Here is a 12613-nt window from a genome sequence, read left to right on the forward strand (position 1 = left end):
GCAGCCTTTTTCCGAAAGATAACCGGAAATCGCGGCGACGATGCCGCGGGTCGATTTGCAGGCTACTGTCAGAACATAGGATGTCATCGCGTTTTTCCGTGTTTGTGGCTGGCGCGTTAAAATGGGGTGCAGAAGGATAAGGCTGCGTGGATCACCGCACGGCACGCGCTTCGTCTTTCAACCGTTCATTCATCCAATCGGCACCGGCGCGGATGCCGCCGAGCGGGAAGACATGGACCTGCGCAATGCGGCTTTGCGGGTTTGCCGCCCGGTAATCAGCCATCTCCGCCAGAACCTCGGTTGGTTCGTAAGGCGTCAGAAGCTGGCCCAAGTCGAGCGCACGCCTTTGCAGCACGGCAAGCGACGGGCCGACGCCACAGGCGATCGCAAATCTTATCAACGTCTGCAATTTGGTGGGGCCGGCAATGCCGACATGGATCGGCAGGGTGATACCGGCCGCTGCGATCCGCTCCGCCCAGGCGATCACCGGCTGCGCGGCGAAGGCAAATTGCGTCACGATGGCCATGTCCGCATCGGTACGCTCGCAATAATCCTGCTTGAGGGCCAGCGCTTTGTCGACGATGCGGCTGGAGCCGTCCCTGTCTATGGCCCTGTTGCCCTCCGGATGCCCGGCGACATGCAGCCTCCTGAAACCATGACGATCGAACAGCCCGGTTTCGATGAGCTCGATGGAGCTGTCGAAATCCCCCGCCGGCGTCGCAACGCCGCCGCCCAGCAGCAGGGCCTCTTCCACGCCGGCCTCGTTTTTATAGCGCGTGATCCACTCTTCCAGCGTCGCCGCATCCGGGATGAGACGGGACGGAAAATGCGGCATGACCGGAAAGCCATGCTGGCGAAAACGCCTTGCCGTCGCCACCATGTCATCGATCGGCGTTCCTTCTATATGGGCGATGTAAACCCGCGTGCCGGCCGGCAGCAAAGCCCTGAAATCGTCGATCTTTGCCGCCGTTCTCGGCATCACTTCAATGGAATAGCCGGAAACGAGAGCCTTGAGACCAGCAGTATCAAGGGATTTCCCCTCGCGTCTGCCTTTCAACAGGTCGAATAATGCCACCATGCGTCCTCCCGGAGGGACATTGAGGGGATGCGCCAGCCCATGCCGAACCGCATCGATCGTCGAAAGATTTCGATAGTCCGGCGGCCTCTTTCATCCGGCACATCGCAGTGAAAGAGGCCGTGACTTCGAGCTCCACGGAAGCGTGGGTGAACCGCGCGGGCTTAGATCACCGCCCGCAGCTTTTCCTGCGCCGCCTTGGAATAGGGGATGGAAGACACCCTCGCCCTGATCGTCGTTTGTGTGTGGCGCTCCACATGCGGCTTGCGCGAGCCGCCATTCACCTCGCCCCAGGTCAGCACGACCTCGGTGCCGACGGCCGCATGGGCCTCGTCTATGCCGCAGAGCGAGATCATGTCGCGCTCATTGATGTTGTAACCGCAATATTGCGACATGCCGATCAACCGGCCGTCCTTTGAGCGCACCTCGTCGGCCTGCGGCCAGCCGAAATAGGCGGTCGGCATATCGATGGCCTTGTAGATGGGGCCATCACCCAGTTGCGACGCAAATATCTTGAGCACATCCTCCCGGTTCCACTGCAAGGCACGTTTCACACGGCGGGGCTCCTTAAGCTGCGCCTCCAGCGCCTGGCGGCCGATAAAGTCATGGTCGAACTTGACCAGGCGCTCATAACCGAGCGCCCAGGGCGTCCAGTAATAATCCTCGATATTGCCGGTATAGAGGCTGCCGCCGAGCTGCATGTTGGCTTCCCAGCTATCGGCCGGAAGCCATTCGCGGTAGGCCCGCAGCTCCTCACCGGAATAGATGCCGGGCAGCGGATAGGGTATCCAGCCGTCTTCGAGCGGTGTGCTGTAATAGGTGCGGGTGCCGGCCTGCAGCAGGCCGTGCTTTTCGCCAGCCTTGAGGATAGCGTCGCGGACGATATCCATCTCCGAAAATGCGCCCGATATTTCCGCGCCGGCATGGCCGGCCATGCCGTGGCGCAGCACATGCACCCGGCAGCCGGCGATGGTGACGTAGGCCGTGTGGAAGAACTTGATTTCCGGCCAGCCGCCTTCGCAGATGTCCTCCAGAATGTCGCGGGCATTCGGCCCTTCGATCTGGAAACGATATTTCGTGCGTTTGCCATCCGGGCTGTAGGGGGTGGTGGGGTCGAAGCGGAAATCGACATTGTAGCCGCCGGTTTCGCCATTATACCGGACCCAGTTCAGAACCGGCATGCCGCTGATCAGTTCGAACCCTTCATCCTCGCCGTAATAGTTGAGGATGCAATCGCCGATATGGTGGCCGCGCGGGGTGCAGGCGATATATTGCTTGGCGCGGCCGGTGGAAAGATTGGCGAAGGAGCAGGGTGAAAGCTCGCTCAGAAGCCTTTGCGCATCCGGTCCTTTTACATAAAGCACCGGCATGTGATGCGATTGATTGAAAAGAACGGCGCTTTCACGCCAGGCCCGCTGCTCCTCACGCCAGTTGCTGTATTCCGGGGCTATCAGCGTCGCAAACAGGCTGGTACGCGACTTGTGATATTGGGAGATCGTGTCGTTATAAAAATAGTCGACCAGATTTTCTTTCGAGTCGATCAGCTCTTGCAGGTTTTTCATGGTATCGGCCTTCCTGTTCGGGATGCTTGAAGATGATGCCGCCACGCAAGGGTGGGCGGTCGCGGCGTCGGCGTGAAAAATTCCGCAGGCTCCGCCGTCCGGTCCCGGCCAATGCCGGGACGGTTTCGGTCGCAGATGAAAAGCGGCGATTACTTCGCGGCGGGCATGTCGCAGGCCGAGACGTAAGGATCCTCACCCCGCTCCATGGCGATCCGCGGCGAACCCATGCGCCATTTGCCGTCCGGCCCCGCCTCCACTTCGAGGGCGTAATAATTATCAAGCGGCATATGGTTCTTGCCGAAAGTCAGCTTGCCGCGAACGGATTTGAAATCCGCGGCTTCAAGCGCGGTACGAAGGGCGGCTCTGTTTTCGAGGTCACCCTTGGCGGTTTCCACGGCGGATTTGATCAGCTGGATGGCATCGTAGGCCGCCGCCGCATAATTCGAGGGATCCCGCCCATACTTCTGCCGGAAATCCGCAACGAAGCGCCGGTTTTCCGGTGTGTCGAGATCGGGATACCAATAATCCGTCAGCACCGAGCCGAGCGCACCCGTCGCATTGCCTTTCTGAAGCGCCGGCAGGGCGATCTGGTCGAGCGTATAGACGGTATAGAGCTTGACCTTGTCCTTGAGGCCGGACTGTTCGAACTGCGTCATGAAGGCGGCGGAACGGCCGGGATAGAAAGCAAACAGCGCTTCCGCCCCGCTCGCAGCGACCTTGCTGAACTCGGCGGAAAAATCGAGCTGCGGGTCGTCGCCCCATTTGGTGAAATCCTGGCCGACAACCTTGCCCTTGAACGTATTGACCAAACCTTTGACCACGTCCTGCCCGGCGGCATAATTCGGCGCCATGGTATAGATCGCCTTGACACCACGCTTGTTCAGTTCCTCGCCAAGCGCCATGGACATCACATCGCCCTGCCCGCGCATGCTGTAAAAATTCGGATTGCATAGCTTTCCGGCCATGTCGGACGGTGCTGCATTGGTGCTGACGACGATCGTGCCGGAATCGAGCGCGCTCTTGCGTGAGGCGAGCAGAACATTCGACCAGATATAGCCGGTGATGAAATCCACCTTGTCCTGGCGGACGAGCTTCTCTGTCTTCTGCCGGCCGACATCCGGTTTCAGGGCGTCGTCCTCGACCACGAGTGCGATGGGCCTGCCGGCGATCCTGCCGCCCGCGTGATCGACCGACAGCCGGATCGCATCTTCCACATCCCGTCCGATAATGGCGGCGGGTGTCGTGAGCGTGGTGACGAGGCCGATCTTTATCGGTTCCTCCGCGGATAACGGCTCCGTAAGGCTGAACAAGGCGGCGACGGCCGCAAGATATTTGAGTGTCATTTTCCCCTCCGTGCCGGCTCCTCTCCGGCTTCATTTACATACCGCTTAATCGGTATGTTTTCAACAAAAAGATTCTCTGCTATGGAAAGTTTCGTCTATTGAATAGGGGAATAGCTCCAGTATGTGCGGCAGGGCACAGTGACAGGATGACGAAGGCGGCGGCCCATGGGGCACAAACAGGATAGTGGCATCAGGCAATGCAGAAAAAGCGACGCACTCAGGCTGAAAGAAGCGCCGAAACAAAGGAGAAAATCCTGCAGGCGACAATCGACCTGCTTTTCGAACAGGGCAATGCGCGGCTGACGACGGCGCTTGTCGACGAGCGGGCGGGCGTCTCGAGCGGTGCGCGCGTGCATCATTATCCCGCCAAGATCGATCTGGTCGTGGCCGCGACCGGCCATACTTACGAACTTGCCGCGCAGCTTGGCCGTCAACGCGCGCTCTCCGCGCGCCATTCGCCGGAACCTCTGCGGGAATATGTAAAAGACTGCCTGTCGATCTATTTCGACTGGCCGTTCATCGCCGCGCTCGAGGTTGTCATCACCGCGCGCACGGACGAGGTGTTGATGGAACGCCTGCGCCCGGTTCTCGAAAATTTTCACGGCGCCATGAAAGCGACCTGGATCGAGACATTCGTCGCCACCGGTTACGCGCCGGCAGAGGCGGAAGAGGAACTTGCCCTGACGCTCAATCTTATCCGGGGCATGGCCGTCAACAAGATCTGGAAAAGCGGCGATGCCGCCTATGCGCCCTTGCTCGATGCCTGGTGCGCGGACCGGGCGGCGCGGCGAAAAACGCAGCCGGCGCCGCACAAGGGATAAGGACCATGCATCCCATTCGGGAAGGGCTCAGACGCTCAGAAATTGCTTGACCGTCTCTTCCTCGGCCCGCAGTTTCTCAGGCGCTCCCGTCCAGACCACACGTCCCTTCTCCACCACATAGAACCTGTCGGCGACGCCGAGCAGCCGCTTGATATGCTTGTCGATGACGACGATGGATTGCCCCAGCGCGCGCAGGCGGGCGATGCAGTGCCATATCTGGTCGCGTACCACGGGCGCCAGCCCTTCGGTTGCCTCGTCGAGGATCAACAGGCGGGGATTGGTCATCAGCGCCCGGCCGATCGCCAGCATCTGCTGCTCGCCGCCGGAGAGCAGATTGGCATAGGAGCCGTTTCTTTCGGAAAGTCCCGGAAAAAGCTCGTAGATGCGCTCGACGGTCCAGCCATTCGGCTCGCCCCGGCGATTGGCGGCGGCCACCTTCAGGTTCTCATGGACGGTGAGGTTCGGAAAAACCTGCCGTCCCTCCGGCACCAGACCCAGCCCCTTGCGGGCCACACGCGCCGCCGAAAGACCGTCGAGCCTCTTGCCGTCGAACTCGACCGAGCCGTTCCAGGCGGGCAACAGGCCCATCAGCGCCCGCACCGTGGTCGTTTTGCCCATGCCATTGCGGCCCATCAGGCAGACCACCTCGCCGGCCTCGACCTCGAAGGACATGTCGAACAGGATCTGGCTGCGGTCGTAGCCGCTCGTCAAATTGCGGACTTTCAGCATCAGGCATCCTCCCCAAGATAGGCTTCCCGGACCCGGGCATCACCGCGGATTTCGGCCGGCGTTCCGACGGCGACGATCTCGCCGCGCACGAGAACCGTCACCCGGTCGGCCAGTTCGAATACCGCCTCCATGTCGTGCTCCACCAGAAGTATGGTGATCAGCCCCTTGAGGCCGGCCAGAAATCGCGTCATCGCCCGGCTTTCCTCAGAACCCAGCCCAGCCATCGGTTCGTCGAGCAGAACCAGCGCCGGATTGCCGGCCAAAGCGATGGCGAGTTCCAGCATGCGCTGCTCGCCATGGCTGAGATCCGCCACTTTTCGCGACATATCCATGCCGTTGAGGCCGATAAGGGCGAGCATCTGCGCAGCACGCGCCTGTAGATCCTGATTGCGGTCAATCCGCCGCCAGAAGCGGAAGGCGTGGCCGTCGCTGGCCAGAAGCGCCAGGATCACATTTTCTCCGACGCTCAAATCGCGCACCAGCGTGGTGATCTGGAACGACCGCGCCATGCCGAACCGCGCCCGCTCATGGGAGGGACGGCTGGTCACATCCACACCATTGATGAAGATCGCACCGGATGTCGGCAGGATTTCGCCGAAAAGCTGGCTGATCAGCGTCGTCTTGCCCGCACCGTTCGGGCCGATCACCGCATGCAGCTCGCCTTTCACAAGCGACATGGAGAGATTGCGGGTGGCATGCAGGCCGCCGAAGAATTTTTGCAGATTGCGAACCTCGAGCACCGTACTCATGCGCGCCTCCCAAAACAGATGAGGCCGACAAGACCGCCCTTGGCGAAAAGCACGACGGCAATCAGGAACAGACCGAACCAGAAGTGCCAGTAGACCGTCAGCCCGCCAAGAAATTCCTCGATCAGCAGAAAGACCAGCGCACCGACGACGGGACCGGCGACCGTGGAAACGCCACCGACGATGACCATGAAGATCAGTTCGGCCGAACTCGTCCAGCTCATCGCCTCCGGCGTCACGAAACTGGTGAAATTCGCGTCGAGAAAACCGGCGATACCGCAGACCACGCCGGCGGCAATATAGGCGGCCAGACGGTAGCGATAAGGGTCGAAGCCCACCGCCCTCACCCGCCGCTCGTTGCCCTTCGCCGCCTTCAAGAGCAGGCCGAAATCGGATTGGCGGATACGGGCAAAACCGAGCATGACGAGCGCCAGTACCGCAAGCACCACATAATAGAGGACAGACCTGTCGCCGAGGTCGACCCACGCACCGAAGCTGCTGGGATAATTGATCGTCAGCCCGTCATCGCCGCCGAATTGCCTGAGCCCGATCATGGTGAAATAGACCATCTGCGCGAAAGCGAGCGTGATCATGATGAAATGCACGCCGCGCGTTCTGAGCGCGACAAGGCCCGTCAGACAGGCGAAGACACCGCTGACGCCCACCGTGACCAGCAGCTGGATGAAGCCGTTGTCAATGTCGAGATCGGCGAGGATACCCACGGAATAAGCGCCGATGCCCAGAAACGCCGCATGACCGAGACTGACCAGCCCGCCAAGGCCGATGATGAAGTTGAGGCTGACGGCGGCAATGCCGAGGATCATCGCCCGCAGCAGGACTTCCACCCAGAAGTCGTGACCGAGCGCCGCCAGCACGAAGGGCGCGGCTGCCAAAAGCAGGAGGACAGCAATCGCCGTCAGCAGATCGCGGTCCACCGTTCTGCCCGACGTTGCACCCTGCCTCAAGGTCGGCTCGGCCGAGGAGGCGATTACCGAAACGCTTTCTGTCATCACATCACCTGCTTGCCGGAGGAAAAAGACCCTCGGGCCGGAAGATCAGCACCAGGGTCATGGTGAGATAGATCAGGATCGAGGCGAGCGACGGCCCGGCCGAAGAGGCGATTTCAGGCGGAAACACCGCGTTCAGCAGCGACGGCAGATAGGCCCGGCCCAGCGTATCGATCAGTCCGACGCCGAGGGAAGCGATAAAGGCGCCGATGATCGAGCCGATACCGCCGATGATGATCACCACCAGCGCCAATATGACGATCTGGTTGCCCATGCCGATCGATGCGCCGGTGATGGGCGCGACCATGATGCCGCCGATGCCGGCCAGCACCGCGCCGATGGCGAAGACCAGCGCGAAGACCATACGCGTCTCTATGCCGAGCGCACGCGCCATTTCCTCATTCGAGGCGGATGCACGCACCATCATTCCGACCCGCGTGCGGGCGATCACCTGCCAGAGCGCGACGGCCACCAGAGCGGCGACCGCGACGATGAACAGGCGGTAGGACGGCAAGGTCACGCCGCCAAGCGCGACCTGGCCGCCGAGCCAGGCCGGCAGGGGAACGGACAGGCCTTCCGGCCCCCACAGATATTTCACCGCCGTATCCGCGCAGAGAACCAGGCCGAAGGTGGCAAGCACCTGATCGAGATGATCGCGCCTGTAGAAGTGCCGCGCGATCAGCCATTCAGCCGCGAAACCGGCCACGAGCGTCACGGGCAGGGCGACGAGCATGCCCAGCACGAAGGAATCGAGCGCGATGGCGACGGTGGCGCAGATATAGGCGCCGATCATGTAGAAAACGCCATGCGCCAGATTGATGAAATCCATGATGCCGAAGACCAGCGACAGGCCGGCGGCCAGCAGAAACAGGATCAGCCCGAGCTGAACCCCGTTCAGAAGTTGATTGGCAAACAGGATGATGTCCATTCTCTCTTCCCCCGAAAGTTCAGCCCGGACGATATGCCGTCATTCGCCGTTACGGCAGGCTTCCACATAAGGATCGGTGAGATCCGTCATTTCCAGGCCGTCTGACCGCAGACTCCAGACACCGTTGGCATCGGGCGCGACTTCCAGGCTGAGATAGCGGTCGATGGGGAAATGATTGCGGGCGAGCTTGTAGCGGCCGCGCACGGAGTCGTAATCGGCCTTGACGAGGGCGGCGCGAACCGCATCCGTGGCGGAAATGTCGCCGCCGGCCTGTTCCACCGCCGCCTTGACATAGGGGATGAGGTCGTAGGCCGCGGCCGCGTAGTTCGAGGGCACGCGGTTATATTTCGCCTTGAAATCGGCGACGAAACGCTGGTTGGCGGGCGTCGCGAGATCGGGCGACCAGTAATCCGCCGAACTTGTGCCCAAAACCGCATCGATCTTCGCTTCCTGAAGTTTCGGTAGCGCGATCTGGTCCATGGTGTAGACGCTGTAAAGCTTGACCTTCTTGCTGAGGCCCGATTGTTCGAACTGGCGGGCGAAGATCGCCGCGCGGCCGGGATAGAAGGCAAAGAGCGCATCCGCGCCCGACGCCGCCACCTTGGCGAATTCCGCCGAAAAATCGAGCTGCGGATCGTCGCCCCATTTGGTGAAATCGCGGCCGGCGACCTCACCCTTGAAGCTGCTTTCAACGCCGGCGGCCATGTCCTTGCCGGCGGTATAATTCGGGGCCATCACATAGAGCTTCTTCACGCCGCGCTCATTCATGACCTTGCCGAGCGCGATCGGCACCATGTCGTTCTGGCCGCGCAGCGAGAAGAAATTCGGGCTGCAAAGCTTGCCGGCAAGGTCTGAAGGGCCGGCATTGGTGCTGATCAGGAACTTGCCGGAATCGAGCACCGATTTGCGCGCCGCCATCAGCACGTTGGACCAGATGAAACCGGCGACGATATCGACATTGTCCTGCCGCACCAGCTTTTCGGCCTTCTGGCGGCCGAGTTCAGGCTTCAGCCCGTCATCTTCGAAAACCACCTCGATCGGCCGGCCGGCGATCGCGCCACCGGAATGCTCGACTGCGAGCTTCACCGCATCGACCATATCGTTGCCGATGGATGCGGCCGGGGTGGTGAGGGTGGTGATGAAACCGATCTTGATCGGCGCCTGTTTGGCCGGTTCCTGCGCACCCGCCGTTCCATGCACAAGCAAGGCGGCCAGGGCCGCTGCTGCGAAATATTTCATGTCGTTCTCCCTCCCTGAAAACTTTTGTTGTCCTATTCGTTGTCCGGCTGGTTGCCGGGGGCCGCCTTGCGGAACGCCTCCAGTTCCGAAAGCGCCTGGCCGATCCTGCCAATATGCGGATAGGCCGCCATATCCACGTCGAAACGCTTATTGTTGACGAGCTGCGCCGCAAGGCAGATATCTGCCAGCGTCACGCTGTCACCGTGGCAGAAGCGGCCGGTTTCCGGCTCCGTCGCAAGCCGCCGCTCCAATGGCGCGAAGGTCTCGGCCACCCAGTGCCGGAACCAGGCCGCCTGCGCTTTCTCGTCGGCGCCGAAATGCTCCTTGAGATAGGCCAGCACCCTCAGATTATTGATTGGATGGATATCGAGCGCGATCATCTGCGCAAGGCTGCGCACACGCTGCCGCCCTTCGGCATCCTTTGGCAACAGAGCCGGTTCCGGGATTTTTTCATCCAGAAACTCGATGATCGCCAGCGACTGCGTATAGGTCTCGCCGTCGGCCCATGTCAGCGCCGGTACGAGGCCCTGCGGGTTGAGCCTCAGGAAACGGTCGGACAGCTGTTCGCCCTTGCGCAGGTGAAAGGCTTCATAGTCATAATCGACACCCTTGAGCGCCAGGGCGATCCGGACGCGATAGGACGTCGAACTTCTGAAATAATTATGCAGGATCGGGCGATTCATGCCGCCTTTCCCCCATGCCGTGCGGTGGATGCGGGTTCCGCGATCTCGATTTCTATCTCACCCAGCCCGTCGATACCGCCGGTCACCCTGTCACCGGGCACGATCGCACCCACACCCGCCGGAGTTCCCGTCATGATGATATCGCCGCGCTTCAGAGCCATGGACCGCGACAGGATGGAAATGATTTCCGGCACGTCCCAGATCAGCTCGGCAATATCGGCTTCCTGCCGGCTGACGCCGTTGACAGCAAGCCAGATGCGCCCCTGCGAGGGATGCCCCACCTGCGCGGCGCGGTGAAGCGGAGCGATCGGGGCGGAAAGGTCGAAGGCCTTGCCCCAGTCCCAGGGCCGCCCCTTGTCGCGCGCCGCCAGTTGCAGATCGCGGCGGGTGAGATCGATGCCCACGCCATAACCCCAGACCATGTCGAGGGCCGCTTCCTGCGGCACATCCACGCAATCCTGGCCGATCGCGACGATGAGTTCGATCTCGTAATGAAAATCCGCAGTTTCCGGCGGATAGGGAATTCTGCTGCCGTTGTCCACCACGGCATCCGCCGGTTTGGTGAAGAAGAACGGCGGTTCCCGGTCCGGGTCCTTGCCCATCTCGCGGGCATGGGCGGCATAGTTACGCCCGACGCAGAAGATGCGCCGCACCGGAAAACGGCTCCGGCTGTCATGGATGGCAATGGACGCCGGTGCCGGGGGATCGAATTCGAAATCGCTCATTGGTTTTCCAATCTGTCATTTATCCGGGTCTGAGAGCCTCGAAACGGCGCCAGACCATGTCTGTGATCCTGTCGGGCAGTCCGTCTTCAATGGACCATTCGTTCGCTCAGATCGATTTTCCGCAGGGTCTGACGGTCGATCTTGCCGGTCCCCGTCTTGGGCAACTCCTCAAAGAAAATGACGCTGCGCGGATATTTGTACGGCAGCAGCGTCTTCTTCACGTGTTGCTTGAGCGTCTCGGCGGCGGCGGCGGCATCCGCATCCGGCGCATCGAGAACCACGAAAGCCTGAAGCGTCATGCGCCGGTCGGCCATTTCCACCGCCAGCACCGCGCATTCGCGCACCAGCGGATGGTCGGCAAGGCAGAGTTCCACTTCCAGCGGATAGACCCATTGGCCGGAAACCTTGACGAATTCATCGGCACGGCCGAGAAAATAATAAAAACCGTCGGAATCACGCTTCATGCGGTCGGAGGTGTAGATCCAGCCGTCGCCACGCATGGTGTCGGCCGTCTTGTCGGGGCGGTTCCAGTAAAACGGCGCGTTGGAATCGCCGCGCACCCATAAGACGCCGCTCTCGCCATCCGCCACCCCGTTACCGTCGGGATCGCGCAGCGCAATCTCGTAACCCGGCACCCGCAGCCCGGCCGCCCCCGGCCGCCGCGCCTCTTTCGTATTCGAAAGATAGATATGCAGCACCTCGGTGGACCCCAGACCTTCAATAATGTCGTGACCGGACAGCGCCCGCCAGGCGTCCGCCACTTCGTTTGCCAGCACTTCCGCAGCCGAAAGGCAGAGTTTCAGGCTGCCAAGATCGGCTTTCGCCGCCTCCGGCGCGTTGATCAGCGCGGTATAAAGTGTCGGCAGCCCGAAGAAATGTGTCGGCCGGTAACGCCGGATTGCCTCGAAGACCACCTCAGCCTTTGGCTGCCCCGGAACGAGAACGCTGGTCGCCCCGACTGAAAACGGAAAGGTGAGCGAATTGCCGAGGCCATAGGCGAAGAAAATCTTCGGCACCGAAAAGCAGATGTCATCGGGCGCGATATCAAGCACATGGCGTCCGAAGGACTGCGCCGTGAAAGCCATGTCATGCTGCAGGTGAACAATGCCCTTGGGGCGACCGGTGGAGCCGGACGAATATTGCCAGAACGCCATGTCGTTTCGACGTGTCGGCGCGGCTGCGAGCGTCGTGCCGGCATGGGCGACAAATATTTCCGCTTCCACCGTGGGCACCGGACAATCCGCCGGAGCGGCACCGTTGACGACGACGAGCTTTTCCAGAAGCGTATCGGCGCAGGCGACCCCGTCGAAACGGGATGCGAAACCGGCATCAACGATGGCGATCCGCGCGGAAGAATCCTGGAGATAGAAGTTCAGAAGATCCGGCGGCGTCAGCGTATTGATGAGCAACGGCACGAAACCGGCCCGGAGCGCACCAAACAACGCCGCCGGACAGGCGGGCGTATCGTCGAGAAACAGCAGCACCCTTTCGCCAAGCTCAAGACCGGAGCCTATAAGGGCATTGCCGAAACGGCAGGCGTCGGCGCAGAGCTCGGCATAGCTGCGTGAACCGGCCGGACCGATTACGGCCGGGTGGTCGCCCCGTCCCCGCTCCAGATTGTCGAAAAGAATGGCGCTGGCATTATAAATTTCCGGCACGGAAAAGCCGATTTCGAGACTTCCGGCGGCATCGTGCGGCACGGCATCGTCGGGCAGTTGCGGCAGGGTTTCGTGAAGCTTGGCCTGAACGGTCATC

General features: G+C 61.3%; 12 protein-coding genes. 1 reads left to right on the top strand and 11 read right to left on the bottom strand.

Annotated features, from left to right (window positions below; all coding sequences use genetic code 11):
* Positions 1–151 precede the first annotated feature (151 nt).
* The 3 genes from ACI2KA_RS23250 to ACI2KA_RS23260 all read right to left on the bottom strand — a co-directional run bounded on the left by ACI2KA_RS23250 (position 152) and on the right by ACI2KA_RS23260 (position 3980).
* Positions 152–1078 carry a methylenetetrahydrofolate reductase gene (locus ACI2KA_RS23250; RefSeq protein WP_404504829.1) on the bottom strand — a complete coding sequence of 309 codons (927 nt, stop codon included), beginning with the start codon at positions 1076–1078 and terminating at the stop codon, positions 152–154.
* 161 nt (positions 1079–1239) lie between these two features.
* Positions 1240–2637 carry an aminomethyl transferase family protein gene (locus ACI2KA_RS23255; RefSeq protein ID WP_404504830.1) on the bottom strand — a complete coding sequence of 466 codons (1398 nt, stop codon included), beginning with the start codon at positions 2635–2637 and terminating at the stop codon, positions 1240–1242.
* 149 nt (positions 2638–2786) lie between these two features.
* A complete protein-coding gene (locus ACI2KA_RS23260; RefSeq protein ID WP_404504831.1) occupies positions 2787–3980 on the bottom strand; it encodes an ABC transporter substrate-binding protein in 1194 nt (397 codons plus the stop codon).
* 197 nt (positions 3981–4177) lie between these two features.
* Here ACI2KA_RS23260 and ACI2KA_RS23265 point away from each other — a divergent pair, with 197 nt between their 5' ends.
* Positions 4178–4801: a TetR/AcrR family transcriptional regulator gene (locus tag ACI2KA_RS23265; protein ID WP_404504832.1), complete on the top strand. Its 624-nt coding sequence runs from the start codon at positions 4178–4180 to the stop codon at positions 4799–4801.
* Positions 4802–4828: 27 nt separating this feature from the next.
* On the opposite strand, the gene ACI2KA_RS23270 is transcribed toward ACI2KA_RS23265, so the two are convergent.
* The 8 genes from ACI2KA_RS23270 to ACI2KA_RS23305 form a co-directional block, all read right to left on the bottom strand.
* Positions 4829–5530 (bottom strand): ABC transporter ATP-binding protein, encoded by a 702-nt coding sequence (locus ACI2KA_RS23270; RefSeq protein WP_404504833.1) that lies wholly within the window; start codon positions 5528–5530, stop codon positions 4829–4831.
* Positions 5530–6279 (bottom strand): ABC transporter ATP-binding protein, encoded by a 750-nt coding sequence (locus ACI2KA_RS23275; protein WP_404504834.1) that lies wholly within the window; start codon positions 6277–6279, stop codon positions 5530–5532. The genes ACI2KA_RS23270 and ACI2KA_RS23275 overlap by 1 nt, the downstream gene beginning before the upstream one ends.
* A complete protein-coding gene (locus ACI2KA_RS23280) occupies positions 6276–7286 on the bottom strand; it encodes a branched-chain amino acid ABC transporter permease (RefSeq protein WP_404504835.1) in 1011 nt (336 codons plus the stop codon). The genes ACI2KA_RS23275 and ACI2KA_RS23280 overlap by 4 nt, the downstream gene beginning before the upstream one ends.
* Positions 7287–7290: 4 nt before the next feature.
* The gene (locus ACI2KA_RS23285) at positions 7291–8205 is read right to left on the bottom strand and encodes a branched-chain amino acid ABC transporter permease (protein WP_404504883.1); all 915 of its coding nucleotides are present in this window, start codon (positions 8203–8205) and stop codon (positions 7291–7293) included.
* A 45-nt stretch (positions 8206–8250) separates the two neighbouring features.
* Positions 8251–9450: an ABC transporter substrate-binding protein gene (locus ACI2KA_RS23290; protein WP_404504836.1), complete on the bottom strand. Its 1200-nt coding sequence runs from the start codon at positions 9448–9450 to the stop codon at positions 8251–8253.
* Between the two features lie 32 nt (positions 9451–9482).
* The gene (maiA, locus tag ACI2KA_RS23295; RefSeq protein WP_404504837.1) at positions 9483–10133 is read right to left on the bottom strand and encodes a maleylacetoacetate isomerase; all 651 of its coding nucleotides are present in this window, start codon (positions 10131–10133) and stop codon (positions 9483–9485) included.
* Positions 10130–10858 carry a fumarylacetoacetate hydrolase family protein gene (locus tag ACI2KA_RS23300; protein ID WP_404504838.1) on the bottom strand — a complete coding sequence of 243 codons (729 nt, stop codon included), beginning with the start codon at positions 10856–10858 and terminating at the stop codon, positions 10130–10132. The genes maiA and ACI2KA_RS23300 overlap by 4 nt, the downstream gene beginning before the upstream one ends.
* An 86-nt stretch (positions 10859–10944) precedes the next feature.
* On the bottom strand, positions 10945–12612 hold the full coding sequence (locus tag ACI2KA_RS23305; protein ID WP_404504839.1) for a benzoate-CoA ligase family protein: 1668 nt from the start codon (positions 12610–12612) through the stop codon (positions 10945–10947).
* Position 12613: the final 1 nt, after the last annotated feature.

It is taken from the genome of Agrobacterium sp. NPDC089420, assembly GCF_044900305.1.
Classification (GTDB): Bacteria; Pseudomonadota; Alphaproteobacteria; order Rhizobiales; family Rhizobiaceae; genus Agrobacterium.